The sequence below is a fragment of the Amycolatopsis sp. YIM 10 genome, assembly GCF_009429145.1.
In the GTDB taxonomy this organism is placed as follows: Bacteria; Actinomycetota; Actinomycetes; order Mycobacteriales; family Pseudonocardiaceae; genus Amycolatopsis.
Window position 1 is genome coordinate 1,397,149 of sequence record NZ_CP045480.1, and the last position, 24,731, is coordinate 1,421,879.

Annotated in this window: 23 protein-coding genes; 14 read left to right on the forward strand and 9 right to left on the reverse strand. The window is 71.7% G+C overall.

All coding sequences use genetic code 11. The features are described 5' to 3' along the window. Nucleotides 1-97: 97 nt before the first annotated feature. The 3 genes from YIM_RS06830 (at nt 98) to YIM_RS06840 (ending at nt 3,634) form a co-directional block, all read left to right on the forward strand. Complete coding sequence (locus YIM_RS06830) at nt 98-856, forward strand: ABC transporter ATP-binding protein (protein ID WP_153029524.1); 759 nt, start codon at nt 98-100, stop codon at nt 854-856. Then, a complete protein-coding gene (locus YIM_RS06835) occupies nt 856-3,363 on the forward strand; it encodes an FtsX-like permease family protein (protein WP_153029525.1) in 2,508 nt (835 codons plus the stop codon). The genes YIM_RS06830 and YIM_RS06835 overlap by 1 nt, the downstream gene beginning before the upstream one ends. A 61-nt stretch (nt 3,364-3,424) precedes the next feature. Beyond that, nucleotides 3,425-3,634: a hypothetical protein gene (locus YIM_RS06840; RefSeq protein WP_153029526.1), complete on the forward strand. Its 210-nt coding sequence runs from the start codon at nt 3,425-3,427 to the stop codon at nt 3,632-3,634. Between the two features lie 12 nt (nt 3,635-3,646). On the opposite strand, the gene YIM_RS06845 is transcribed toward YIM_RS06840, so the two are convergent. Next, entirely contained in the window at nt 3,647-4,429 is a 783-nt protein-coding gene (locus YIM_RS06845) for an IclR family transcriptional regulator (protein ID WP_153029527.1), read from the reverse strand. A gap of 85 nt (nt 4,430-4,514) precedes the next feature. Between YIM_RS06845 and hutH the strand changes: the two genes are divergently transcribed. From hutH to hutI, 5 genes are read left to right on the forward strand one after another with little or no spacing between them, the layout of a single operon-like run. Then, nucleotides 4,515-6,053, forward strand: coding sequence for a histidine ammonia-lyase (gene hutH, locus YIM_RS06850; protein ID WP_153029528.1), 1,539 nt, complete (start codon nt 4,515-4,517; stop codon nt 6,051-6,053). Then, nucleotides 6,050-7,702, forward strand: coding sequence for a urocanate hydratase (hutU, locus tag YIM_RS06855; protein ID WP_153029529.1), 1,653 nt, complete (start codon nt 6,050-6,052; stop codon nt 7,700-7,702). The genes hutH and hutU overlap by 4 nt, the downstream gene beginning before the upstream one ends. Beyond that, nucleotides 7,699-8,898 carry an allantoate amidohydrolase gene (locus YIM_RS06860; protein ID WP_153029530.1) on the forward strand — a complete coding sequence of 400 codons (1,200 nt, stop codon included), beginning with the start codon at nt 7,699-7,701 and terminating at the stop codon, nt 8,896-8,898. The genes hutU and YIM_RS06860 overlap by 4 nt, the downstream gene beginning before the upstream one ends. Then, nucleotides 8,895-10,202 carry a formimidoylglutamate deiminase gene (locus tag YIM_RS06865; protein ID WP_153029531.1) on the forward strand — a complete coding sequence of 436 codons (1,308 nt, stop codon included), beginning with the start codon at nt 8,895-8,897 and terminating at the stop codon, nt 10,200-10,202. Before YIM_RS06860 ends, YIM_RS06865 begins: the two co-directional genes overlap by 4 nt. Continuing rightward, on the forward strand, nt 10,187-11,332 hold the full coding sequence (gene hutI / locus YIM_RS06870; RefSeq protein ID WP_153029532.1) for an imidazolonepropionase: 1,146 nt from the start codon (nt 10,187-10,189) through the stop codon (nt 11,330-11,332). The genes YIM_RS06865 and hutI overlap by 16 nt, the downstream gene beginning before the upstream one ends. A 40-nt stretch (nt 11,333-11,372) precedes the next feature. Here the strand turns inward: hutI and YIM_RS06875 are convergent, their stop codons facing one another. Continuing rightward, entirely contained in the window at nt 11,373-12,143 is a 771-nt protein-coding gene (locus YIM_RS06875) for a hypothetical protein (protein ID WP_153029533.1), read from the reverse strand. Next, nucleotides 12,140-12,352 (reverse strand): hypothetical protein, encoded by a 213-nt coding sequence (locus YIM_RS06880; RefSeq protein WP_153029534.1) that lies wholly within the window; start codon nt 12,350-12,352, stop codon nt 12,140-12,142. The genes YIM_RS06875 and YIM_RS06880 overlap by 4 nt, the downstream gene beginning before the upstream one ends. A gap of 43 nt (nt 12,353-12,395) precedes the next feature. On the opposite strand from YIM_RS06880, the gene YIM_RS06885 reads away from it, so the two are divergent. From YIM_RS06885 to YIM_RS06900, 4 genes are read left to right on the forward strand one after another with little or no spacing between them, the layout of a single operon-like run. After that, nucleotides 12,396-13,109 carry a dienelactone hydrolase family protein gene (locus tag YIM_RS06885; protein WP_153029535.1) on the forward strand — a complete coding sequence of 238 codons (714 nt, stop codon included), beginning with the start codon at nt 12,396-12,398 and terminating at the stop codon, nt 13,107-13,109. Nucleotide 13,110: 1 nt separating this feature from the next. Next, entirely contained in the window at nt 13,111-14,355 is a 1,245-nt protein-coding gene (locus YIM_RS06890; protein WP_153029536.1) for a glycosyltransferase, read from the forward strand. Nucleotides 14,356-14,402: 47 nt separating this feature from the next. After that, complete coding sequence (locus YIM_RS06895) at nt 14,403-15,971, forward strand: sensor histidine kinase (protein WP_153029537.1); 1,569 nt, start codon at nt 14,403-14,405, stop codon at nt 15,969-15,971. After that, on the forward strand, nt 15,968-16,621 hold the full coding sequence (locus YIM_RS06900; RefSeq protein ID WP_153029538.1) for a response regulator: 654 nt from the start codon (nt 15,968-15,970) through the stop codon (nt 16,619-16,621). Before YIM_RS06895 ends, YIM_RS06900 begins: the two co-directional genes overlap by 4 nt. On the opposite strand, the gene YIM_RS06905 is transcribed toward YIM_RS06900, so the two are convergent. Then, the gene (locus tag YIM_RS06905; RefSeq protein ID WP_153029539.1) at nt 16,594-17,724 is read right to left on the reverse strand and encodes an FAD-dependent monooxygenase; all 1,131 of its coding nucleotides are present in this window, start codon (nt 17,722-17,724) and stop codon (nt 16,594-16,596) included. The genes YIM_RS06900 and YIM_RS06905 overlap by 28 nt on opposite strands. A 54-nt stretch (nt 17,725-17,778) precedes the next feature. Between YIM_RS06905 and YIM_RS06910 the strand changes: the two genes are divergently transcribed. After that, nucleotides 17,779-18,330: a TetR/AcrR family transcriptional regulator gene (locus tag YIM_RS06910; RefSeq protein WP_153029540.1), complete on the forward strand. Its 552-nt coding sequence runs from the start codon at nt 17,779-17,781 to the stop codon at nt 18,328-18,330. Here the strand turns inward: YIM_RS06910 and YIM_RS06915 are convergent. The 3 genes from YIM_RS06915 to YIM_RS06925 are packed head-to-tail and all read right to left on the reverse strand — an operon-like array spanning nt 18,307 to nt 20,524. Beyond that, nucleotides 18,307-19,059, reverse strand: a complete 753-nt coding sequence (locus YIM_RS06915) for an ABC transporter permease (protein ID WP_153029541.1) — start codon at nt 19,057-19,059, stop codon at nt 18,307-18,309. The two genes, YIM_RS06910 and YIM_RS06915, sit on opposite strands and share 24 nt — an antisense overlap. Continuing rightward, a complete protein-coding gene (locus tag YIM_RS06920; RefSeq protein WP_194240064.1) occupies nt 19,056-19,616 on the reverse strand; it encodes a phosphatase PAP2 family protein in 561 nt (186 codons plus the stop codon). The genes YIM_RS06915 and YIM_RS06920 overlap by 4 nt, the downstream gene beginning before the upstream one ends. After that, nucleotides 19,613-20,524, reverse strand: coding sequence for an ATP-binding cassette domain-containing protein (locus YIM_RS06925; RefSeq protein WP_153029543.1), 912 nt, complete (start codon nt 20,522-20,524; stop codon nt 19,613-19,615). The genes YIM_RS06920 and YIM_RS06925 overlap by 4 nt, the downstream gene beginning before the upstream one ends. Before the next feature lie 134 nt (nt 20,525-20,658). Here YIM_RS06925 and YIM_RS06930 point away from each other — a divergent pair, with 134 nt between their 5' ends. After that, nucleotides 20,659-21,459, forward strand: coding sequence for an ion transporter (locus YIM_RS06930; RefSeq protein ID WP_153029544.1), 801 nt, complete (start codon nt 20,659-20,661; stop codon nt 21,457-21,459). Here YIM_RS06930 and hrpB read toward each other — a convergent pair. Both hrpB and YIM_RS06940 read right to left on the reverse strand, forming a co-directional pair. Then, the gene (gene hrpB / locus YIM_RS06935) at nt 21,453-23,828 is read right to left on the reverse strand and encodes an ATP-dependent helicase HrpB (protein WP_153029545.1); all 2,376 of its coding nucleotides are present in this window, start codon (nt 23,826-23,828) and stop codon (nt 21,453-21,455) included. The two genes, YIM_RS06930 and hrpB, sit on opposite strands and share 7 nt — an antisense overlap. Beyond that, nucleotides 23,825-24,661, reverse strand: coding sequence for a glutamate ABC transporter substrate-binding protein (locus YIM_RS06940; RefSeq protein WP_194240065.1), 837 nt, complete (start codon nt 24,659-24,661; stop codon nt 23,825-23,827). Before YIM_RS06940 ends, hrpB begins: the two co-directional genes overlap by 4 nt. Nucleotides 24,662-24,731 lie beyond the last annotated feature (70 nt).

A 24,731-nucleotide genomic window follows, 5' to 3' on the forward strand; every position in this document is an offset into this window, starting at 1 on the left:
GGTGGGGACAGCCCCACCCCGCTCACGCCCGCGCACCCCATGGTTCCGCGCGCCCCCGCTCGACATGCTCCTTGAGCAGCAAGGAAGCGGAGGCAACATGAACCAGGAAGTGGTCCGCCTGACCTCGGTGGTCAAGACCTACGGTGGCGAGCGTAACCGCGTCGTCGCACTGGACGGGGTAACGATCGGATTTTCACGGGGCAGCTTCACCGCGGTGATGGGTCCGTCGGGGTCGGGCAAGAGCACGTTCCTGCACTGCGCGGCCGGGCTCGACCGGCCGACCTCCGGTTCCGTGGTGCTCGACGGCCACGAACTCGGCGGGATGAACGAGGTGGCGCTGACCCGCCTGCGCCGGGAGAGCGTCGGCTTTGTCTTCCAGGCGTTCAACCTGCTGCCCGCGCTGAACGTGCTGGAGAACGTGACGCTGCCGCTGCGGCTGTCCGGCAAGCGGCCGAACCGCGCGGCGGTCGACTCGATCATCGAGCGCGTCGGACTCGCCTCCCGGCGCAAGCACTTGCCGGGTGAGCTGTCCGGCGGTCAGCAGCAGCGCGTCGCGATCGCTCGCGCGCTGGTCAGCCGTCCCGCGGTGCTGTTCGGGGACGAGCCGACCGGCGCGCTGGACACGCAGACCTCGCTGGAGGTGCTCGGCCTGCTGCGGGAGTCCGTGCGGTTCGCCGGGCAGACCGTGGTGATGGTCACCCACGACCCGGTCGCCGCCTCGCACGCGGACCGGGTGATCTTTCTCGCCGACGGCCGGGTCGCCGACGAACTGACCGAGCCGACCGCCGAACTGGTCGCCGAGCGCATGACGCACCTCGGTGCGTTCGCCGCGGCGGGGGCCGGGGTGCACGGCTGATGTTCCGGGTCGCCACGCGCATGCTGCGCTTCCGCAAGGGCGGTTTCGCCGCCTCGTTCATCGCGTTGTTCTTCGGTGCCGCCATCGTGCTCGCCTGCGGTGGCCTGATGGAGACCGGGATCCGCAGCGCGGTCCCGCCGGAACGGCTGGCCGCCGCGCCGGTCGTGGTCACCGGTGACCAGCTGTTCGACCTGCCGAGGGCAGCCGTTCCCGACGAGGACGGCGACCGCGACTCGGACACCGGTGTGCTGTCCGAACGCGTCCGTGTCGATGCCGGACTCATCGCGCGGATCGAGCAGGTCCAGGGCGTCGAACGCGCCCTGCCGGACGTCACCTTCGGCGTCCACGACAGCGGCCGCCAGTTCCACGGCCACGGCTGGAGTTCCGCCGAGATCGCCGGGAACGCGCTGGTCACCGGCAGTGCGCCGACGAAGGCCGGGCAGGTCGTGCTGCCCGCCGACGCCGGTCGGCAGCCGGGTGACGTCGCCGAACTGGCCGTGCGCGGGAAGGTCGAGCGGTTCACCGTCACCGGGCTGACCAGTGCGTCGTCGGCCTTCTTCGCCGATGCCGAAGCCGGTCGCCTGCTGGGCAAGCCGGGTGCCGTCGACGCGATCGCCGTGCTGGCCGCGCCGGGTACCGACGTGGAGGCGCTCCGCGAGCGTGTCGACAAAGCGATCAGCGGTGGGTCCGCGGTGACGCTGACCGGTGACGAGCGCGGGCGCGCGGAGTTCCCGGACGCGGAGGAGGGCGGCACCGGGCTGATCACGCTCGCCGGGGTCTTCGGCGGCATGGCCACCACGGTGGCGATCTTCGTGGTCGCGTCCACGCTGGGCCTGTCCGTGCAGCAGCGGGCGCGGGAACTCGCGCTCCTGCGGGCGATCGGCACCACGCCGGGTCAGCTGCGGCGGATGGTGCTCGGCGAGACGATGGTGGTCGGCGTGTTCGCCACCGCGCTGGCCTACTTCCCCGGGCAGCTGCTCGGGCGCTTCCTCTTCGAGCAGCTCGCCGAACGCGGGGTGGTCGTCGAGCAGATGGTCTTCCACCAGGGCTGGATCCCGATGGTGAGCGCGGCCGGGGCGGCGTTGCTGACCGCGTTCGGCGCCGCGTTCGTCGCCGGCGGCCGGGCCGCGCGGGCGCGGCCGACCGAGGCGCTGGCCGAGTCGGCCGTGCCGAGGCGCTGGCTGAGTGCCACCCGGCTGATCATCGCGCTGCTCTGCCTCGGCGGCGGCACCGCGCTGGTGATCATCACCTTCACCGTGATGACCGGACCGGTCGCGGCGAGCACCGCCGGGCCGACGGTGATGCTCTGGGCGATCGCGCTGGCGCTGCTCGGACCGGGCATCGCGCGGGTGGCCATCGCGCTGCTCGGCTGGCCGCTGCGCGCGCTGACCGGGCTCAGCGGGCGGCTCGCGCTGCTCAACGCCAAGAACCGCCGGATCAGGATGGCCGCCGCGATCACGCCGATCATGCTGGCCAGCGGCATGGCGCTGTCGATGATCTATCTCCAGACCACGCAGAGCGCCGCCGGGGAGCGCGCGTTCAGCGAGCACCTGCGGGCCGACTCGGTGCTCGCGTCGACCACCGGCGGCTTCGACCCGGCACTGGTCGACGAGGTCGCCGGGTTGCCGGGAGTGGCCGGGGCGTCGGCGCTGGTCACCAGTTCCGGTTTTGTCACCGACTTCGACGACGGCTGGCAGGACGAGGAGGGCCTGCCGCTGCAGGGGATCACGGCCGAGGGCGCGGCGCAGACGATGGCGGTGCCGTTCACCGCGGGTAGCGTCGGCGAGCTGCGTGGCAACACCGTCGCGCTGCCGTCCGCCCTGGCCGAGTCGCTCGGCAAGTCCGTCGGCGAAACGGTCACTCTCCGTTTCGGGGATGGTGCCACGACCGAGGTGCGGATCGCCGGATTGCTCGGCGGACGACCGGGCTACGAAGTGGGCCTGGTGCCCGCCGCGCTGCTCACCCCGCACACCGACGCGGGCACCGTGCCGCAGATCCTGGTGAAGGCAGAACCGGGCGCGGACCTCGCGCCGGCGCTGGCCGGGCTGGGGCAGCCGGGGCTGGTGGTCGCCGACCGGGCGACGGTCACCGCGGCGAACGCCGAGCAGCAGGACGTCGGGGCCGTGATCAACTACCTGCTTGTTGCGATGATCGTCGGCTACACGGTGATTTCCCTGGTCAACACGCTGGTGCTGGCCACGGCCGAGCGGCGGCGCGAGTTCGCGCTGCAGCGGCTGGTCGGCTCGACGCGCGGGCAGGTGCTCCGGATGACCGCGGTGGAGGCCACGCTGGTCGCCGTCGCCGGGATCGTGCTCGGCGGGTTCGTCTCGCTGACTTCGCTGGTGCCGTTCAGCTTGGTGATCAGCGATACGCCGGTGCCGGACGGGCCGATCGGGGTGCTGCTGGCGGTGGTCGGCGGGGCCACCGCGCTGGCGATGCTCGCCACCTTGGTGCCCGCCTGGTTCGCGCTGCGGGCGCGGCCGGTAGAAGCCGCTGTCGCTCCGTGATCAAGCTCATGTCATGCTGATGGGGGACACGCGATCGAGCGTGGCCGGAAGAAGGTGCCAGATGACCTGGGCAAGGCATGGCAGCAGCGTCACCGACCCGGCGACTGATACGAGCTACCTGGCCGGTGTCAAGGCGGAGGAGAAGATCCACCGCGACGTTCAGGAAGGCAGGGCGGCGCGCACGGTCGCGCAGCACTCCTCCGATGCCACGGAATGCAGGGAACTGCTCGACATGCTCGGCATTCCCGCCGAAGCGGGAAGACGGCAGTAACAACATCGGGGTTCAGGCCCCGCCGATGCGGGACGTGAGTTCCGCGGCGGTGCGCCCGACCTCTTCGGCGATCCCCGGCCAGTCCTGACCACAGGTACCGGCCGGGGCGTCGCAGTAGTGCCGGAAGGTCACGCTGATCGCGGCGAGCGGGCGGTGGCCGTGGTCGAACACGGGGTGCGCCACCGAGGCGAACCCCGGGGTGACGTGACCGTCTTCGACCGCCCAGCCGCGACGGCGCTCGGCGTTCAGCGTGGCGCGCAGTTCGGCGAGGGTGCGCGGGCCGCGTTCGGTGCGCCGGACGAAGGCCGCCGCCGACGGGAACAACGCGCGGACGTGCGCGGCGGGCAGGTGCGCGAGCATCGCGCGCCCGCTGGCGGTGAGCTGCGCCGGTAACCGCACGCCCACGTCGGTGACCAGGGTTTCCGGCCGGGCCGGGCGTTCCTTGATCAGGTACAACGCTTCGCCGCCGTGCAGGATGCCGAGGTGCGCGTTGTGCTCGACGCGGTCGACGAGCTTGCGCAGCAGCGGCGCGGCGAGGCGTTCGAGCGGGTCGTGACGCAGGTAGGCGGAGCCGAGTTCGAAGGCCGCGATGCCGAGCCCGTACCGCCGGTCGTCGGGCAGGTGCGTGACAAAGCCGGCGGCCACCAGTTCGGCGAGCAGGTGGTAGGTGGTGGATCGGGGCAGGCCGAGGTCGCGGGCGATGGCGCCGGCCGAGACCGGGCCGGGGCGTTCGGCCAGCGCGCGCAGGATGCCGAGACCCCGCCGGAGCGCGGGAACGTCGGAACTGGTGCCCAAAGCTCTCTCCTGGTGTCTGGGATTCCAGACGGAACCACTCGATCACCGATTTTGCCCGCCCGCGCGCCGGGGTCCAATGGCAGGCATGCCGGAAACTGTGCACCTGGGCGCGGACCCGCTGCGGGCGGAGCAGGTCGTCGCGGTCGCGCGCGGCCGTGCGACGGTCGAGCTGACCGAGTCCGCGCGGAAGAGCCTCACCACCGCCCGCCAGCACATCGACGCGCTGGCCGAAGCCACCCAGCCCACCTACGGGGTGTCCACCGGATTCGGCGCGCTCGCCGTCCGGCACATCCCGGTGGACAGCCGCGTCGCGCTGCAACGCTCGCTGATCCGCTCCCACGCCGCCGGCGCCGGGCAGCCGGTCGAGACCGAGGTCGTGCGCGCGCTGATGCTGCTGCGCCTGCGCACGCTCGCCAGCGGTTACACCGGCGTCCGCCCGGTCACCGCGGACACCCTGGCGCGCCTGCTCAACGCGGGCATCACCCCGATCGTGCCGGAGTACGGCTCGCTCGGCTGCTCCGGTGACCTCGCGCCGCTGGCCGCGGTCGCGCTGGCACTGATGGGCGAGGGCGAGGTGGTGTACGAGGGGCAGGTCGTACCGGCTGCGCAAGCGCTTGCGTCGGCCGGGATCGAGCCGGTGGTGCTGGCCGAGAAGGAAGGTCTCGCGCTGACCAACGGCACCGACGGCATGCTCGGCATGCTGCTGCTGGCCTGCGCGGACCTGCGCCGCCTGTTCGACCTCGCCGACATCACCGCGGCGATGAGCGTCGAGGCACTGCTCGGCACCGACCGCCCGTTCGCGGCCGATCTGCAGGCGCTGCGCCCGCATCCCGGTCAGGCCGTGTCGGCGAGCCGCATCCACGCCGCGCTCGCCGGGTCCGGCATCGTGGCCAGCCACCGCGGCCCGGACTGCACCCGCGTGCAGGACGCCTACTCCCTGCGGTGCGCGCCCCAGGTGCACGGTGCCGCGCGCGACACGCTGACCCACGTCGAACTGGTCGCCGAGCGCGAATTGGCCGCCGCGGTGGACAACCCGGTGGTGCTGCCGGACGGCCGCGTCGAATCGAACGGCAACTTCCACGGCGCGCCGGTCGCCTACGTGCTGGACTTCCTGGCGATCCCGGTGGCCGACCTGGCCAGCATCGCCGAGCGCCGCACCGACCGGATGCTCGACGTGGCGCGCTCGCACGGGCTGCCGGCCTTCCTCGCCCACGATCCCGGCGTGGACTCCGGGCACATGATCGCCCAGTACACCCAGGCCGCCGTGGTCAGCGAGCTGAAGCGGCTGGCGGTTCCGTCCTCTGTGGACTCCATTCCGAGCAGTGCCATGCAGGAGGACCACGTCTCGATGGGCTGGAGCGCGGCACGCAAGCTGCGCAAGGCGGTCGACGGGCTGCGCACGGTGCTGGCCGTCGAACTGCTGACCGCCGCCCGCGCACTGGACTTCCGGTCGCCGCTGGAACCGGCCCCGGTCACCGCCGCGGTGCGCGACCTGTTGCGCACCCGCGTACCCGGCCCCGGCCCCGACCGCCACCTGGCGCCGGAGATCGCCGCCACCGAAGAACTCATCGCCTCGGGTGCCGTCACTGAGGTGGTTACCGCGAAACTGGAGGAAACCCGATGAGCAGGACCGTGCGCGCCGCCCGCGGCACCGCGCTGACCGCGAAGAACTGGCAGAGCGAAGCCGCGCTGCGGATGTTCCACAACAATCTCGATCCCGAGGTGGCCGAGCGGCCGGAGGACCTGGTCGTCTACGGCGGCACCGGCAAGGCCGCCCGCGACTGGGCCAGTTTCGACGCGATCACCCGCGGACTGACCACTTTGGACGAAGACGAGACGCTGCTGGTGCAGTCGGGCAAGCCGGTCGGCGTGTTCCGCACGCACGAGTGGGCGCCGCGGGTGCTGATCGCGAACTCCAACCTGGTCGGCGACTGGGCCACCTGGCCGGAGTTCCGGCGGCTGGAGCAGCTCGGGCTGACCATGTACGGCCAGATGACCGCGGGTTCGTGGATCTACATCGGCACGCAGGGCATTCTCCAGGGCACCTACGAAACCTTCGCCGCGGTGGCGAAGAAGAAGTTCGGCGGTTCGCTCAAGGGCACGCTGACCGTCACCGCCGGCCTCGGCGGCATGGGCGGGGCGCAGCCGCTCGCGGTGACCATGAACGACGGGGTCGCGCTGGTTGTCGAATGTGATCCGGAGCGGGCCCGCCGCCGGGTGGAGACCCGGTACCTGGACGAGATCGCCGACGATCTGGACGACGCGATCCGCCGGGTCACCGCGGCCAAGAAGGACAAGCGCGCGCTGTCGGTCGGCGTGATCGGCAATGCCGCCGAGGTGCTGCCGGAACTGCTGCGCCGGGGTGTCGAGGTGGACATCGTCACCGACCAGACCTCCGCGCACGACCCGCTCGCCTACCTGCCCAAGGGCGTCGCGGTCGACGACTGGGCCGACTACGCGGCCAAGAAGCCCGACGAGTTCACCGACCGCTCGCGCGAGTCGATGGCCGACCACGTGGACGCCATGCTCGGTTTCCTCGACGCGGGCGCGGAGGTCTTCGACTACGGCAATTCGTTGCGCGGTGAGGCGAAGCTCGGCGGCTGCGAGCGCGCCTTCGACTTCCCCGGCTTCGTTCCCGCCTACATCCGGCCGCTGTTCTGCGAAGGCCAGGGCCCGTTCCGCTGGGCCGCGCTGTCCGGCAATCCCGAGGACATCGCCGCCACCGACCGCGCGATGCTGGAGTTGTTCCCGGAGAACGAATCCCTCGCGCGCTGGATTCGGCTGGCCGGGGAACGCGTTGCCTTCCAAGGACTTCCGGCGCGGATCTGCTGGCTCGGCTACGGCGAGCGGCACCTGGCCGGGGTGCGGTTCAACGAGATGGTGGCCAGCGGGGAGCTGACCGCGCCGGTGGTGATCGGCCGCGACCACCTCGACTCGGGCAGCGTGGCCTCGCCGTACCGGGAGACCGAGGCGATGGCCGACGGCTCGGACGCGATCGCGGACTGGCCGCTGCTCAACGCCATGGTCAACACCGCGTCCGGGGCCAGCTGGGTGTCCATCCACCACGGTGGCGGGGTCGGCATGGGGCGTTCCATCCACGCCGGGCAGGTCTGCGTGGCCGACGGGACCGCGCTGGCCGGGCAGAAGATCGAGCGCGTGCTGACCAACGACCCCGGCATGGGCGTGATCCGGCACGTCGACGCGGGTTACGAACGCGCGGCCGAGGTCGCGGGCGAGCGCGGCGTGCGGGTGCCGATGAAGGAGACCGAATGACCGCCTCCGGCTTGCTCGACCGGATCATGGACGTCGGCCGCGACCGGGCGCGTGGCGGCTATTCGCGGCACGCGTTCGATCCGGCCGAAGCCGAGCTGCGCGAGTGGTTCACCGCGGAGGCGGGGTGGCTCGGGCTCGACGTGGAGACCGATCGCAACGGCAACATCTGGGCCTGGTGGGGTGCCCCCGGGCCGGACGCGACGGTGACCGGCAGCCATCTCGACTCGGTTCCCGGTGGTGGTGCGTTCGACGGCCCGCTGGGCGTGGTCAGCGCACTCGACGCCGTCGGGATCCTGCAGCGCAAGGGATTCACGCCGGGGAAGCCGTTCGCGGTGGTGGTGTTCGCCGAGGAGGAGGGCGGCCGGTTCGGCGTGCCGTGCCTGGGTTCGCGGTTGCTCACCGGCTCGATCGACCCGGACAAGGCGCGTGCGCTGCGGGATCCGGACGGGGTGACGCTCGCCGACGCGGCTTCGCGGGCCGGGTACGACCCGTCGAGGTTCGGACCGGACCGTGAGGCGCTTTCGCGGATCGGGCGGTTCCTCGAACTGCACGTCGAGCAGGGGCGCGGCCTGATCGACCTGGACTCGCCGGTGGCCGTTGGCAGTACGGTGATCGCACACGGCCGGTGGCGGTTCTCCTTCCGCGGTCAGGGAAACCACGCGGGCGCGACCCTGCTGACCGATCGCCGCGACCCGATGCTGCCGGCGGCGGCCACGGTCGCCGCGGTGCGTCGGATCGCGAGCGAGGTGCCGGACGCGCGGGCCACGGTCGGCCGCCTGGTGCCAACGCCGGGTGGCACCAACGTCATCGCGTCCACTGTGGACCTCTGGCTGGACGCGCGGGTGCCGGGTACCGGGCTGACCGAATCGCTGGTCGAGGATATCGCCGGTGCCGCGGCCGAGGCGGCGGAGGCCGAAGGGTGTTCGGTCACCGTGTCGAAGGAGTCCTATTCGGACACGGTGACCTTCGACGGCGGCCTGCGGGACCGGCTTTCCGGGGTGCTGGGCGGAGTACCGGAGTTGCCGACCGGGGCCGGGCACGACGCGGCGATCCTGGCGCCGCACGTGCCGTCCGGCATGCTCTACGTGCGGAATCCGACCGGGATCAGCCATTCGCCGGAGGAGTTCGCCGAGGCGGCGGACGTCGACCACGGGGCGCGTGCGCTGGCCGACGTGCTGGAGGACCTTTCGCGATGACGGCGTTCTGGTGCGAGCGGGCGTGGTTGCCGGACGGGGTGGCCGACGGTGTGCTGCTGGAGGTCTCCGGCGGGCGGATCGAGTCGGTCACCCCGGGCGCGCCGAAGGCCGGTCATGTCCTTTATGGACTGACAGTGCCGGGTATGGCCAACGGGCATTCGCACGCGTTCCACCGGGCGTTGCGCGGTCGGACGCACCACGATCGCGGCACCTTCTGGACCTGGCGCGAGCGGATGTACGCGCTCGCCGAACGACTGGACCCGGACAGCTACTACCGGCTCGCACGCGGGGTCTACGCGGAAATGGTGCTGGCCGGTTTCACCAGCGTCGGCGAGTTCCACTACCTGCACCACGCGCCGGGCGGAAAGCCTTACGCCGACCCGAACGAGATGAGCCAGGCACTCGCGCGGGCCGCCGTGGACGCCGGAATCCGGCTGACCCTGCTCGACACCTGTTACCTCAGTGGGGGTTTCGGTGTCGAGCTCGGGGCGCACCAACTGCGGTTCAGCGACGGCGACGCCGACGGCTGGGCGGTGCGGGCGGGTGCGTTCCGGCCGTCGAGTGAGTTCGTCCGGGTGGGCGCCGCCGTGCATTCGGTGCGCGCGGTGCCCGTCGACCAGCTGCCGGTGGTGGCCGAATGGGCGGGGGAGCGGCCGCTGCACGTCCACCTGTCCGAGCAGCGCGCGGAGAACCAGGACTGCTTGGCGTACCACGGGAAAACCCCGACCGCGTTGCTCGCCGACGCCGGGGTTCTTGGGGCGTCGACGGTCGCGGTGCATGCCACGCACCTGACCGAAACCGACATCGGGTTGCTCGGCCGGACGCACTCGCGGGCGTGCTTCTGCCCGACCACGGAACGGGATCTCGGTGACGGGATCGGCCCCGCGCGGGAGCTGGCCGACGCCGGTGTCCCGCTGAGCCTGGGCACCGACAGTCACGCCGTGGTGGACGCGTTCGAGGAAACCCGCGCGCTGGAACTGAACGACCGGCTGCGCGCGGAGGCGCGCGGGCGGTTCACTGTGGACGAACTGCTGGCCGCGGCCACCGATCACGCCGCGATCGGCTGGGCTGAATGCGGCAGGCTGGCGCCGGGTGCGGCGGCGGATTTTGTCACCGTGGACCTGGGATCCGTGCGGACGGCGGGCAGCGAGCCGTCGGGAGTGTGGTTCGCCGCGTCCGCGCCGGACGTCACGGATGTGGTGGTGGACGGGCGGTTCGTGGTGCGTTCGCGGGCGCACCGGCTGATCGGGCGCCCGGAGGCGGAATTGGCCGAGGAGATGGGGAACCTGTGGCGAGCACACTGATCACCGGTATTTCCGAGCTGACCACCAACACCGGTGAGAAGCAGCGGGACGTCTCGGTGGTGATCGAGGACGACCGGATCGCGTGGATCGGGCGGGGTGCACCGGAGGCCGATGAGCGGGTCGACGTCGGTGGACGCGCGGTGCTGCCAGGCTGGGTGGACAGTCACACGCATCTGGTTTTCGCCGGTGACCGGACTGCCGAGTTCGAGGCGCGGATGGCGGGAAAGCCTTATAGCGCAGGCGGAATCGCGGTCACCGTGGAAGCGACGCGGGCGGCTTCGGATGATGCCCTGGCTGCCAATTTGGCCCGGCACGCGGATGAGGCGGCTCGGCAGGGCACGACCTGTTTGGAGACGAAGACGGGGTACGGCCTGAGCGTCGAGGACGAGGAGCGCTCGGCTCGATTGGCTGCTGCGGTGGCCGATGAGGTCACTTTCCTTGGGGCGCACCTGGTTCCACCGGGCGCGGATGCCGAGTCCTATGTGGATCTGGTGTGCGGGCCGATGCTGGCCGCGGTGGCGCCGCACGTGCGCTGGGCGGACGTGTTCTGCGAGACCGGTGCGTTCGACGAGGAGCAGACGGCGCGAGTTCTGACGGCGGCTTCGGCTGCCGGGCTCGGGTTGCGGGTGCACGGGAACCAGCTGGGCGAGGGGCCGGGGGTGCGACTGGCCGTCGCCCATGGCGCGGCGAGCGTGGACCACTGCACGTATCTGTCTTCGTCCGATGTGGACGCTTTGGCGGGTTCCTCGACGGTGGCGACGTTGTTGCCCGCGTGCGACCTGTCGACCCGGCAACCGCTCGCCCCGGCGCGGCGGTTGCTCGATGCCGGTGCCGTGGTGGCGTTGGCGAGCAACGCGAACCCGGGCAGCTCGTACACCACCTCGATGGCCTTCTGCGTGGCGACGGCCGTGCTGCAGATGGGCCTGTCGATCGACGAAGCAGTGTGGGCGGCGACTGCTGGTGGGGCGCGGGCTTTGCGGCGGGACGACGTGGGGTATGCGCGGGAAGGGGCACGGGCGGATCTGCACGTGCTGGACGCGCCTTCGGTGACGCATTTGGCTTATCGGCCGGGGGTACCGCTGACTTGGGCAGTGTGGCGGCGCGGGGTTCGGGTGAGGAGGGAGGACTAGGAGATCCTGTGCGCGCCGTTCCCCGCGACCGTGCTGTGCCTCAAGCCTCCAGGTAGTGCAAGACGCCCATTTCCTCGGCCTTTTCCCGCGCCCGCGCGACCGAAGCCTTGTCCAGGCGGCGCAGGGCGCCTGCCAGCAGCTCCCGATCGCCGTTGCCGATGTGGGCCAGTAGGTCGAAGGTGGGCACCCACAGGTCGAGTTCCGCGGCCGCGGCGGCCAGGCCGTCGAAACGGTCTTCCGGCAGCAGTTCGACGACTTGGCCGACGCGGGCCTTGTCGTCCAGCACAAAGGCCGTGTGCAACAAAGCCACGTCGTGCAGGACGACGAAGGCGGCTTCGACCGTCTCATCCGGGAGGTGGCCGACGAACCGGCCGATGGTGATCCAGTCCTCGCGGCGCACCAGTTCCTCGGCGATCTCGAGGATCCGCGTCCGCGGCATCCGCGCGATGATCTCGCTGACCCGACGCGGATCCAGTTCGATCGCGACATCGGCCAGAAACGCCGTGGTGAGCCGTTTTGCCACGTCGACCGCGCGGTCGGCCTCCATCACGCCGGCGATCCGGGCGCACAGCAGCGGGCCGTAGACGCGTTCGGCGATCTTCGCGGTCACCGCGCCGGGCAGCAGTTTGCTCGCCGCGGCCATCCGCCGCAGCATCGGCAGGTTCGCGTCGAACAGCACATCGGTCATCCGCTCACGCAGCCGCCGCAGTTCGCGGGCGTCCAGCCTGGCCAAAAAGGACAGGCGCTCGTCGTCGGCGTCGAGCAGGCGAGCCAGTTTCAGCACTTCGGCGCGGCTGTCCAAGGTGGTCACAGGCCCATCACCCGCCGGACCGCGCCGCGCAGCAGCGAAGGCACGTAACTCAGCCCCTCTTCGGCGGCTCTGGCCAGCGCCGCCGACTGCCGACGGCGGGCTTCGCCGAAGGCGTCGGCGAGTACGGCCTGCTCGGCCTCGGACAGGGAGTCGATCCCGGCGGGCAGGGAGCCGCCAAGGTGTTCGGCGAGGCTGCGCTTCGTTGCCATCCCCGCATCATGCCGGATGGACACCGGGTTTACCGTCGAACTCATGGCACCGGAGATCGAAACTTCGACCATCACCGTCGGCCCGTTGTCCGCCTACCTGGCCCGTCCGGCGGGCGGCAGCGAAAGTGGCATGCTGCTCCTGCCGATGATCACCGGCATCGGCGAGCAGGTCCGCGAGTACGCCCAGCAGCTCGCCGAACGCGGCGTGACCGCGCTGACCTGGGACGTCTGGCACGGCCCCAGCAGCGACGACACCTCCACCGAACGCCTCCAGGAACTGCTGGCCGAACTCGACGACGAGACCGCGCTCGCCGAGCAGACCCGGCTGCTCGACCACCTGCTCGGCGAACTCGGCTGCCAGAAGGCCGGGGTGATCGGCTGGTGCCTCGGCGGCCGGTTCGCGCTGATCCTCGCCGGTCGCGACGAACGCCTGGTCAACGCGGTCGCCTACCACCCGACGGTGCCCGGACAGACCCCGCCGAACCACACCGTGGACGCGATCGCCCATTGCGCGCGGATCAAGGCACCGGTGATGATGCTGTACCCGGGCGCCGACTCCCTCGTGCCGCCCGAGCGCTTCACCCAACTGCAGTCCGCGCTCCAGGGGCGCGAGAGCGGAGCGAGCATCATCCACCACTACCCGGGCGCCGAACACGGGTTCAGCAACCGCACCCGCCACGGCAAGGAGGTCAACGTGAACGCCTACCGGGTCTCCTGGCCGCAGGTGCTCGACTTCGTCAGCGTCACCACCGCGTGAGATGGACGCGCTGCTGCTGACCTACGGGTCCCAGGGGGACGTGCAGCCGTTCATCGCGCTGGCCGGGGCGCTGCGCGCGGCCGGGCACGGCGTCCGGCTCGCCGGGCCCGCGCGCTCGGCGAAACTGGCGGGCGATCTCGACTACCGGCCGATCACCGACGCGCTGATCGAGGCCGTCGACACCGACGAGGTCCGCCAGGCCAGGGACAGCGGCAAGGGTGCGGGCGCGGTCGCTCGCTCGCTCGGTGCGGTCAAGGCGGCGGCCCGCGAGGCGCTGGACGACAGCTGGTCGGCGGCCGCCGACGGCGCGGACGTGATCGTGCACCACCCGATCACCGCCGGGCACCACCTCGCCGAGAAGCTGGGCGTGCCGTCCGTGCCGGCGTCGCTGTTCCCGACCAACGTGCCGACGAGCGAGTTCCCGTGCGCGACCGCGCCGGTCCGCCTGCCGAAGGCGCTCAACCGGCTGACCTACCGCCTCGACGGGCTCGCCGGGCTGGCGTTGCGCGGCACGGTCGACGACTGGCGCGGTTCGCTCGGCCTGCCGAAACGCCGTGGCCGCCACGACTTCCTCCGCGACCCGCGCGGTGGGCACGTCACCGTGCTGAACGCGTTCAGCAGGCATGTCGTGCCGCCACCCGCCGACTGGCCGGTTTCGGTGCACACCACCGGTTACTGGTTCCTCCCGACGGATCCGGAGTGGACCCCGCCCGCCGAGCTGACCGCGTTCCTCGACGCGGGCGAGCCGCCGGTTTGTGTCACGTTCGGCAGCCTGGTCGGCTCCGATCCCGCGAAGACCGCGCGCACGGTGCTCGCGGCCATCCGCGCGGCCGGGGTGCGCGCGGTGCTGATCGCCGGCTGGGGCGGGCTGCGGGTCGACGAGGTGCCGGACGACGTGCTGGTGGTGGACCAGGTGCCCTACGACTGGCTGTTCCCGCGGGCCGCCGCGGTGGTCAGCCACAGCGGGGCGGGCACCAGTTCGGCGGCGGCCGCGGCTGGACGTCCGCAGGTCGGCATCCCGATGGACGTCGAGCAGCCGATGTGGGCCGCCCGCCTGCACGGCCTCGGTGTGGGACCGGCGCCGATCCCGTACGGCGAGCTGGCCGAGGCCCCGCTCGCGGCGGCCCTGCGCGCGGTGACCACCGAGCCAGCGTATGCGAGCCGGGCTGCCGAACTGGGTGAACTGATCAACGCCGAGGGTGGCGCGGCCGAGGCGGTCGCGGTGCTCGAACGCCGGATGGATTGACTTTCGGCAGTGTTGCTGGCCGCTTGGCGGCCAGTAGCGTTCCCGGCGTGCGGGACGAGAAACGCGGCAGGTGGGAACGGCTGCTCACGGTGGTCATCTGGGCGCTGCTGTGCGCGCTGGTGACCTACGAGAGCCGGACCGCCGAGGTCCCGGTCGAGCTGGTCTGCGGGCTGCTCGCGATCACCGTCACGATGGCGACCGCGTGGCGGTGGCCGCTGGTCGCGCTGGCCGTGGCCTGCGTGTCGGCCATCGGTGTGCTGTTCAACTTCGGTGGCCGGGTGCCGTTGTGGCCGATCCTGCTGATGGTCGTGGCCGGGTTCTTCGCCGGGCGCCGGGCCGGGGAGCTGAAGCCGGCGCTGCTCGTCTTCGGCGGCGCGTCGCTGGCCGGGTTGCCGGTCGCGGTGGCGGTCAGCGAGGACGTGCTGGCCGGGTGGGGCGCGATGGTGGCCACGATGGTCTGCGCGGCGGGGTTCACCTGGCAGATGGGCCGGTACTTCAAGCTGCGCGAGGACCTGGTGCGCAACGGCTGGGAGCGGGCCGAGCAGCTGGAGAACGAGCAGCGCATCGTCGCCGACGAGGCGCGCCTGCGCGAGCGCGCGCGGATCGCCGCGGACATGCACGACTCGCTCGGGCACGAACTGAGCCTGCTCGCGCTGCGGGCCGGTGCCCTGGAAATGGCGCCCGAGCTGTCCGAACGGCGGCGCGCGGAGGCGGGGGAGCTGCGGCAGAGCGCGGGCGTGGCCACCGAACGGCTGCACGAGATCATCGGCATGCTGCGCGAAGACGCGACCGCGCCGATGGAACCGGTCGGTGAGGACATCTCCGCGCTGGTGGAGCGGGCGAGGGCGTCCGGCATGCGGATCGACGCCGAGCTGGCCGCCGCCGAGGACGTGCCGCCGATGGTCGACCGCGCCGCCTACCGCGTGGTCCAGGAGGCGCTGACCAACGTGGCCAAGCACGCGCCGGGCGCCGCCGCCGAGGTCCAGGTCCGGCACACCGACGGCGAAACGGTGGTGTCGGTGCGCAACGATCCGCCGCCGGCCGGGCCGCTGCCGGGACGGCCGGGAGGTCGCCGCGGGATCACCGGCCTGCGCGAGCGGGTCCGGCTGGTCGGCGGCACGCTGGAAGCCGGGCCGGGCCCGCGCGGGTTCGAGGTGCGCGCACGGCTGCCGCACGACGCGGCGCCCACGGCCGACAGCACGGCGACCGAGGCCGAACGCTCCGACGCGGCGCTGGCACTGGACCTGGGGCGGCGCAAGGCGAACCGCACGCTGCTGGTCGGGCTTGGCGTGCCGGTTTCGCTGCTGGCCGTGTTCAGCGGGATCAGCGCGGTCTTCTACACCCACGACTGGTTCACCTCGAAGCTCGACGCGTCGGCGTACTTCGGCATGGAACTGGGGCAGCAGCGCGCCGACCTGGTCGCGGTGCTGCCGTCGCGGCAGAAGCAGTACCGGGCGCGGCTGGCGGAGCCGCCGATCCCGGCGGGGGCGGTCTGCGAGTACTACGGCACCGATGAAAGCCTGCTGGAGTTCAGCGACCACGCGTACCGGCTGTGCTTCGCCGGTGGCAGGCTGGTCGGCCGGGATCTGATCGTCGATGAGGAGGGGGACCGTTGATCCGCGTGCTGGTGGCCGACGACGAGCCGATGATCAGGGCCGGCGTCGCCGCGATCCTGGCCTCGGACGAGCAGATCGAGGTGGTGGCCGAGGCCGCCGACGGCCGGGAGGCGGTGGAGCGGGTGCGCTCGGTGCGGCCCGACGTCGCGCTGCTGGACATCCGCATGCCGAACCTCGACGGCCTGTCGGCGGCCGAGGAGATCCGGCGGCTGGTGCCGGAGACCGCGGTGATCATGCTGACCACCTTCTCCGAGGACGAGTACATCGGCCGCGCGCTGGCCGCCGGTGCCGGTGGTTTCCTGCTGAAGTCCGGTGATCCGCGGGAACTGGTCGCCGGGGTGCGCGCGGTGGCGGACGGGGCCGCGTTCCTGTCGCCGAAGGTGGCGCACCGGGTGATCGCCCAGCTCTCCGGTGAGCGCCTCAGCCGCGCGGCCGCGGCGCGCGAGCAGATCGCCACGCTGACCGACCGGGAGCGGGAAGTGCTGGCACTGGTCGGTTCCGGAATGTCCAATGCGGACATCGCGGGCAAGCTGTTCGTGGTGGAGGGCACGGTGAAGGCCTACGTCAGCACGATTCTCAGCCGGCTGGGCGCGAAGAACCGGGTGCAGGCCGCGATCGTGGCCTACGAGGCCGGACTGGTCGGCGACTGAGCCTCGATGCGCGGTGGCGTCCAATCGGACATCCTGATCGAGCCGCGCACGGTGAGACCCGCCGGTAGCAGCCGGACCAGTGTGTTGCGGGCTCGTACGGCGAGCGGATTCTCCAGCTGTTGCCCGAACTCGCCCATCTTCGCCGAGTTGCGCGCGATGCGCTGGCTGCGCGGGCGTCGTTCCCGGTCGTAGTGCGCGAGCACGGCACTGACGTCGTCGTGGCGCGCGGCGGCCGCGGCCAGCACCACGGCGTCCTCAATGGACTGACAGCCGCCCTGGCCGAGGAACGGCGGCATCGCGTGGGCGGCGTCGCCGAGCAGTGCCACGTTGCCCCCGACGTAACTCGGCAGCGGCTCGGCGAGCCAGTGGATGTCGTGGTGCAGCACGGTTTCCGTGCGCTCGACCAACTCCGGCACCTTCGACCGCCAGCCGGTGAAGCGGCCGAGCAGATACGCCTTGGGATCGTCCACAGTGGTCCCTTCCGGCGCGCTCACCGCGGCGTACCAGTAGACGTCCCCGTCCGCGAGCGGAACAACACCCAGTTCGACGCCCGGCCCCATGGTGACGCCGAGCGCGACGTCGTCGGTGCGGGCGGCGACGCCGCGGAAGGCGGTTGTCCCGCTGTACACCGGAGCCGGGTGCGCGGGGTGGAGTTCCGCGCGGAGTCGGCTGTGGATGCCGTCCGCGCCCACCACCAGATCCGCGTCCAGCCCGGCGGCGGACTCGACGGTGGTGCCCGGCTCCAGGCAGTCGTCCGGCAGCGCGGCGAGCAGCAGGTCGAGCAGATGGGCGCGATGGATGCCGACCAGCGGACGCCCCAGCGCGCGTTCGAAGATCGCCGCGTCCCACCGGGTCAGCCAGCGGCCGTCCTGGTCGAGCAGACCGCCCGAAGTCTGCGGGGTGAGCAGCGGGTCGAGCCGCGGGCCGAGGCCGAGTTCGGTGAGCGCCCGCAGCGCGTTCGGCCACAGGCTGATCCCGGCCCCGACCGCGGTGAACTCCGGTGCGCGTTCGAGCACGCGCACCCGCCAGCCCGCCTTGCGCAACCCGATGGCGGCCGAAAGCCCGCCGATGCCACCACCGACCACCACCGCCGTGCCGCGCATGATCTACTCCTCTACGTCTGTAGTGATGACTCTACACTCGTAGAGGGAGTGGTGATGGAACGCGTCGCGAGGCTCGGGGACGCCGCGATCGAGGTGCTGGCCGAGCAAGGCATGCGCGGGCTGACCCATCGCGCGGTGGACACCGCGGCCGCCCTGCCCGCCGGGTCCACCTCGTACTACGCCCGCACCCGGGAGGCGTTGCTGGAGCTGGCGCTGACCCGGATGGCCGAACTGGACGAGGGCGATCTGCCGGAGGTGAAGACCCCCGCGTCGGTGGCGAAGCTCACCGCCGGTTTCCTGCACACCTCCATCACCACCGGCCGCACCCGCACGCTCGCGCGGTACGAATTCGCGCTGGAAGCCACCCGGCGCCCGGTCCTGCGTGAGATCTACGACCGGATCGGCGCGAAGTACCGGACCCAGCTCAAGGCGGGCATGGTGGCGCTCGGTTCGTCCGATCCCGAGCGCCACGCGCGCCTGATGATGGCCTGGTGCGAAGGCGTCATGTTCGACTCGCTCGCCGGGACCGGCGCGGCGAGCCCGCCCGGCCTCGTCGAACTGGAGCAGTCCACCGAGGAGGTCCTACGCGGCATCTCGCTTGCGTAGGAGGCTCTGCCCGAGTGCCAGCGCTCCAGCCGACCAGACCGCGCAGATCGGCAGGCCCACCCAGGACGGGTAGGGGGCGGGCATCCCGAGCACCGGGCTCACGCCGGACACCATCGCGTTTGTCCCCGCCAGGCCGGGAAAGAAGTGCACCACGTCGTCCAGTCCGAGCCCGCCGAGCAGGATCGGCACCATCAGCAGGAGCAGCGTGACCACGGTGATGCTTCCCGCGGTACTGCGCAGAGCCGTACCGACACCGAGACAGAAAAGGCTCAGCAGAGCGAAGTAACCACCGGTCGCCAAGGTGGTCTGCAACGCGCCACCCGCCGAAGTCGATGGCCCGTGACCACTGATCAACGGAACCGCGATCGCCATTCCGACGCCCGCGCACACGATGCCGAGCAAGAACGACACCGGCGCCAGCACGGCCGCCTTGGCCAGCAGCACACTGCCACGACGTGGCAGCCATTGCAGCGTCGAGCGGATCGCGCCGGTGGCGTACTCGCTGGTGATGACCAGCGTGGCGAGCGTGACCACGGCGAACTGCCCGAGGTAGAAGGTGCCGCCGACGATGGCGCCCTGCGCGGAAAGTTCCTCGTCGCCGCCGAACCGGACCGAAAGCGCGGCCAGCCCGGCGTACCCGATCATCAGCGACACCGTGGCGGCCACGCTCCACCAGGTCGACCGTACGGAGTGGAACTTGGTCCATTCGGCGTGGACGGCGGGGTTCATCGGCTGCTCCTCGAATAGCGGGTGACGCGCTCGGCGGCGAGCACGCGGAACGGGAGCACGACGGCGAGCGCGACCACCGTGCCGAGCGCGATTCCGGCGAGCACGTCGTGCGGGTAGTGGACACCGACGAACACGCGCGAGAACCCGGCGAAGGCGCCGAGCAGGAGCGCGAGGGCGGCGGTGCCGGGGTGCCGTCGCGACAGCGTCAGCAGTCCGACGGCGATGGTGGTGGCGATGACCGTGTGATTGCTGGGGAACGACCAGTCGCCGACCGGCGGGCAGGTTTCCAGCGCCACCGTCGAATCCCGGCACGGGCGGTCCTGCGCGACCAGCACCTTCAGCAGTTCGCTGAGCAGGTACGCGACCGCCGTCGCCACCGCGGTGAGCAGGACCGACGCCACCACCAGCCGATCGGTCCTTGCCCGCCAGAGCAGCACGGCCGCCAGCGCCATCAGCGCCAGGATGGCGCCGTTCGTGCCGACCTCGAACAACGCCTGGACCAGCCACGGGCTGTCCGCGGCCAGTCCGGTGACCAGGTCGTAGAGTTCGCGGCTCACGCGTGCACCCCGTATTCGACCGAACTCGCGGTCAGCTCCATGTACGCCTGCTCCAGCGAAGCGGTGCGTTCGGCCAGGCCGTGCAGCAGCACCCCGAGTTCGTGGGCGAGTTCGCCGACGCGCTGAACGGCAGCGCCTGGCACCACCAGCTCGTCGCTGTTGTCCTCAATGGACAGTCCATCGGCGCGCAGGCGCGCGGAAAGCCGCTGCCGGTCGGCCTGGCGCGGCACACGCACCACCACCGCGGTGCGCGAGTTGCCCGCGATGAACTCCGCCACCGGGGCGTTCGCCAGCAGCTTTCCCCTGCCGATCACCACCAGTTCGTGCGCGGTCAGCTGCATCTCGCTCATCAGGTGGCTGGAGACAAAAACCGTGCGGCCCTCTTCGGCCAGCGAGTGCATCAACTGCCGCACCCAGCGCACCCCGTCGGGATCGAGCCCGTTCACCGGCTCGTCGAACATCAGCACACCGGGGTCGCCGAGCAGCGCGCCCGCGATGCCGAGCCGCTGCCCCATGCCGAGCGAGAAGTTGCCCGCGCGCTTGCCCGCCACGTCGGTCAGCCCGACGGTGGCCAGCACCTCGTCGACCCGGCGGTCCGGGATGGCGTTGCTGCGGGCCATCGCCAGCAGGTGCCACCGCGCCGTCCGGCCGGGGTGCAGCGCCTTGGCGTCGAGCAGCGCGCCGATCTCGCGCAGCGGGTGGCGCAACTCGCGGTACGGCTTGCCGTTCACCAGCGCGTGGCCCCCGCTCGGGTGGTCGAGCCCGAGCACCATCCGCATGGTGGTGGACTTCCCGGCGCCGTTCGGGCCGAGAAAGCCGGTCACCCGGCCGGTGGCCACGTCCAGGCTCAGGTGGTCCACCACGGTCTTCTCGCCGTAGCGCTTCGTCAGGCCGCGAAGCGTGATCATGTTTCCTCCCTTGTCCGGCACCGAGGTTCGCGCGTGGCCGTGGGCCGGGGCAGTGGGCGCAGGGCAGGGATCGACCCATACTTTCGGCAGGGTTCGTTCGGCGGCGGGCCGGGCGGGCAGGCACAATGCGGGCCATGACGGCGAGCGGCACGATCCGGCGGCGCCGGGTCGCCCCGGTGGACCTGGCCATGCTGGTGCTGGCGATCGTCTCGGTCGGCTTGCTGGTCTACGTGATGTTCTGGCCGCATTCGGACCGGACGGCGCACCTCATCTTCGTGATCGACACCTGCATCTGCGGCGTGTTCTTCCTCGAGTTCCTGTGGCGGTGGCGCCAGGCCGGCTGGGAACGCTGGTTCCCGCTGCGCAACTGGTACGAGGTGCTGGGCATGATCCCGGTCGCGCACCCGGCGCTGCGCGGGTTCCGGCTGCTGCGGATCATCGTGGTGGTGGTGCGCCTGGCTCGGACCGCCGATCGCGCGTTCGGCGAGAAGTTCACCCAGCGGCTGGTGGAGCGGCTGTCCCGGCCGATCGTGCTCGCGATCAAGAAGCCGATCACGGTGGCCGTGCTGGACGAGGTGGTCAAGGTGCTGGAAACCGGGAACTACCCGCAGAACCTGGCCCGCTCGCTCGGGGAGAACCGCGAGATGCTGCGTCAGATCGTCACCGAGAAGATGAAGGAGGACCCGCAGGCGGGCCGGTTCTCCAGGCTGCCGTTCCACGACGAGATCGTGCGCAGCGTGGTGGACACGGTCATGCGGATCACCCTGGAAGTGCTCACCGACCCGCGCATCGACGACTTCTTCGCGCACGTCGTGCGGGAGAACCGCGAGCAGATCCGCGAAGCGGTGCAAATGGGCCTGCACGAGGAAAGCGGCGACGACGAGGAGCTGGCGAAGGAACTACCTGTGCCGCCGCAGGGCCTCCACCGTCACTGACCGCGTGGTTTGACGCGCCGGGTCGGTTCGGCGGTCATCGGGTCCTCCGGCCACGGGTGGCGCGGGTAGCGGCCGCGCAGGTCGGCACGCACGGCGTGATACCCGTTGCGCCAGAACGACTCCAGGTCGGCGGTCACCGCGGCCGGGCGCCCGGCGGGTGAAAGCAGGTGCAGTACCACGGGCACGCGCCCACCGGCCAGCTTCGGGGTTTCGCGCCAGCCGAAGGTCTCCTGCAGCTTGACCGCGAGCACCGGTTCGTCGCGGTAGTCGACGCGGATCTTCGAGCCGGACGGCACTTCCAGCCGGTCCGGCGCCAGTTCGTCCAGTTTGGCCGCTTCGGGCCACGGCAACAACGCGCGCACCGCGGTTCCGGCGTCGACGCGCGCCAGGTCGGACCGCTTCCGCACGCCGGTCAGGTCCACAGTGGACAGGATGGTTCCGTCGGTGAGGTCCGGCCACGGCGCACCGATGGCGCGGTGCAGGAAGTTCAGCCGTTGCCGCAGTCGCGTGGCGTCCTCGGTCCACTTCAGCAGGCCGAGGCCTTCGGTGCGCAAGCCGTCCAGCACCGCTTTGCGCACCAGTTCCGGATCGGGTGAGCGCAACGACCGTTCGCTGAGCACGATCGCGCCGAGTCGGCGCACCCGGCGGGCGACCAGATCGCCGTCCGCCCAGTGCACTTCGTCCGATTCGGTCAGCAGGTGCGCACCGGCGCTCTCGGCCAGTTCGGCGTCGGCACGCGCGGCGAGCCGGATGATCCCGTTGGTACGTCCCGGATCCCGGGTTGCCTCACCGATGGCCAGCCATTCCGCGTCGGCGAGTCCGCTGCCCGAGCCGAGTTCCGCCGCCGTACCACCGGCCATCAGGTACACCGGTGAGCCGGCCGCGCGGCGGCGGGCGAGGCGCTCGGGGTGCGCGAGCGCGACCACCAGCGCGGAGTCCGGCTTCTCCGGACCGCCGTCGACCAGCTTCGCCAGCCGTTGCGCTTCCCGGCGCCAGCGCTGGTCACCGATGTCGCGGAGGCGACGCAGTTCGGCGTCCACATCGGTCAGTGACGCGCCGTTGTCCAGCAGGGCGACCACCTCGGCCGCCGACCGGGGGCCGACCTCCCGCGCGCCGTCCAGCAGTGCCCTGGCCAGCCGGGGGTGCAGGCCGAGCGCGGCCATCCGGCGCCCGCGTTCGGTGACCTGGCCGGACTCATCGGTGGCGCCGAGCGCCCGCAGCACGGCCTGCCCGGCGGCGAGCGCGCCCTCGCCCGGCGGGTCCCACCAGGCCAGCCCGCTGCCGTCCGGAGTGGACCAGCAGGCCAGTTCGAGCGCGAGCCTGGCGAGTTCGGCGGTGCGGATCTCGGGCTCCGGATAAGCGGGCAACGAGGCCTGCTCGTGCTGCGCCCAGCACCGGTACACCCGGCCCGGCCCCTCCCGTCCCGCACGACCGGCGCGCTGGTCGGCCACCGCGGCCGACACCCGCACGGTGGCCAGCCCCGGCAGGCCGCGGCGGTGGTCCACGCGCGGCACCCTGGACAGCCCGGAGTCCACCACGATCCGCACGCCCGGCACGGTCAGGCTCGACTCCGCGACGGCCGTCGCCAGCACCACCCGCCGCTGCTTCCCCTGGCGCAACGCGGCATCCTGCTGCGCGGCGGTCAGCCGTCCGTGCAACGGGAAGACGTCGACCCCGGACAGCAGCTTCGACACCCGCCCGATCTCCGCCGCGCCCGGCAGGAACGCCAGCACATCACCATCCGCTTCGGACAGTGCCTTGTGGATGGTCCTGGCGACGCAGGCTTCGATGCGTTCGTTGCGGGACGGCGGCGAGTACACGTGCTCGATGGGGAAGGTGCGCGCGTGCGCGGTCAGCACCGGGCCGTCCAGCAGCGCCGCCAGCCGATCGGCGGCGACGGTGGCCGAAGTGGCCAGGAGCCGCAGGTCGTCACGCAGCCCGGCACGGACGTCCAGGAGGAGCGCGAGCAGCAGGTCGGCGTCGAGATGGCGTTCGTGGCACTCGTCCAGCAGCACGGTGGACACCCCGGGCAGCTCCGGGTCGTGCTGCAGGCGGCGCACCAGCAAGCCCGAGGTGACCACCTCGATCCTGGTGCGCTTCGACACCCGGCGATCCCCGCGCACCGAGTACCCAACCGTCTCGCCGACGGGCTCGCCGAGCAGCGAAGCCATCCTGGCGGCCGCCGCGCGGGCGGCGAGCCGCCGCGGCTCGGCCACCACCACCCGGCCGTCGGTCCGCTCGGCCAGCGACGGCGGCACCAACGTGGTCTTGCCCGTTCCGGGCGGCGCGACCAGCACTGCGGTGCCGTGCGCGGCCAGCGCGTCACCGAGGTCACCGAGCACCGCGGTGACCGGGAGTTCGGCGCTCACTGCTCGGTGACCTGGGGCGGCGGGGGCGGCGGATAACCGGACGGCCCGATGTGCTCGTCGAACGCCCTGGTCCACTCGCCGCTGCTGACCATCCTGCGGATCGCGTCGTTGACCGCGCGCTGGGCCTCGGTGTCGCCCTTGCGCAGGCCGATGCCGTACCGCTCGGGCGCGAACTGCGTGCCGACCACGCGGAGCAGCTCGGGCTGCTGGGCGGCGTACCCGGCCAGGATCACCGCGTCCGTGGTCACCGCGTCCACCTGCCCGGCCAGCAGCGCGCTGACGCACTCCGGGTAACGCGGGTACTCGACCAGCTCGGTCTGCTGGGCGAACCGGTCGCGCACCTGCTCGGCGGAGGTGGTGTTCGTGGTCGAGCAGAGCCGCTTGCCGTTGAGCGACTCCGGCCCGGTGATGTCCGTCGAATGCGTGCGGACCAGCAGGTCCTGCCCGGTCTCGAAGTACGGCCCGGCGAAGGTGACCTGCTGGCGGCGCTTCTCGGTGATCGAGTAGGTGGCCACCACCATGTCCACCGAGTTCGACGCGAGATCGGCCTCCCGGCTCGAGGTCGCGGTCTCCCGCCAGGTGATGTCCTCGCGGGCCACGCCCAGCTCCTTCGCCACGTAGGCGGCCACCTCCACGTCGAAACCGACCAGCCGCCCGTCGAGCGTGCGCTGGGAGATGCCAGGCTGGTCGAAGCGGGTGCCGACGGTCAGGTGCCCGCGCGCGACGGCCCGCTTGACCAGTGAGTCGGCATCGGTGGCGGTGGTGCAGGCCACGGTGTTGATCATGGTGAAGCCGATCGCGGCCAGGGTGGCGAGTGCCCGCCTGCCGCGCATCGGCGTCCTCCTGACCTCACGGTTTTCTCAGGTCGTCTGAATAGCCTAGAGCCCGACGCGGACCGGGTGG

What these genes read in the sequence shown, in the direction of transcription:
- YIM_RS06830 (WP_153029524.1), top strand. Translation starts at nt 98, where the DNA reads ATGAACCAGGAAGTGGTCCGCCTGACCTCGGTGGTCAAGACCTACGGT.
- YIM_RS06835 (WP_153029525.1), top strand. Translation starts at nt 856, where the DNA reads ATGTTCCGGGTCGCCACGCGCATGCTGCGCTTCCGCAAGGGCGGTTTC.
- YIM_RS06840 (WP_153029526.1), top strand. Translation starts at nt 3,425, where the DNA reads ATGACCTGGGCAAGGCATGGCAGCAGCGTCACCGACCCGGCGACTGAT.
- hutH (WP_153029528.1), top strand. Translation starts at nt 4,515, where the DNA reads ATGCCGGAAACTGTGCACCTGGGCGCGGACCCGCTGCGGGCGGAGCAG.
- hutU (WP_153029529.1), top strand. Translation starts at nt 6,050, where the DNA reads ATGAGCAGGACCGTGCGCGCCGCCCGCGGCACCGCGCTGACCGCGAAG.
- YIM_RS06860 (WP_153029530.1), top strand. Translation starts at nt 7,699, where the DNA reads ATGACCGCCTCCGGCTTGCTCGACCGGATCATGGACGTCGGCCGCGAC.
- YIM_RS06865 (WP_153029531.1), top strand. Translation starts at nt 8,895, where the DNA reads ATGACGGCGTTCTGGTGCGAGCGGGCGTGGTTGCCGGACGGGGTGGCC.
- YIM_RS06880 (WP_153029534.1), bottom strand. Translation starts at nt 12,352, where the DNA reads ATGGCAACGAAGCGCAGCCTCGCCGAACACCTTGGCGGCTCCCTGCCC.
- YIM_RS06885 (WP_153029535.1), top strand. Translation starts at nt 12,396, where the DNA reads ATGGCACCGGAGATCGAAACTTCGACCATCACCGTCGGCCCGTTGTCC.
- YIM_RS06890 (WP_153029536.1), top strand. Translation starts at nt 13,111, where the DNA reads ATGGACGCGCTGCTGCTGACCTACGGGTCCCAGGGGGACGTGCAGCCG.
- YIM_RS06905 (WP_153029539.1), bottom strand. Translation starts at nt 17,724, where the DNA reads ATGCGCGGCACGGCGGTGGTGGTCGGTGGTGGCATCGGCGGGCTTTCG.
- YIM_RS06910 (WP_153029540.1), top strand. Translation starts at nt 17,779, where the DNA reads ATGGAACGCGTCGCGAGGCTCGGGGACGCCGCGATCGAGGTGCTGGCC.
- YIM_RS06915 (WP_153029541.1), bottom strand. Translation starts at nt 19,059, where the DNA reads ATGAACCCCGCCGTCCACGCCGAATGGACCAAGTTCCACTCCGTACGG.
- YIM_RS06925 (WP_153029543.1), bottom strand. Translation starts at nt 20,524, where the DNA reads ATGATCACGCTTCGCGGCCTGACGAAGCGCTACGGCGAGAAGACCGTG.
- YIM_RS06930 (WP_153029544.1), top strand. Translation starts at nt 20,659, where the DNA reads ATGACGGCGAGCGGCACGATCCGGCGGCGCCGGGTCGCCCCGGTGGAC.
- YIM_RS06940 (WP_194240065.1), bottom strand. Translation starts at nt 24,661, where the DNA reads ATGCGCGGCAGGCGGGCACTCGCCACCCTGGCCGCGATCGGCTTCACC.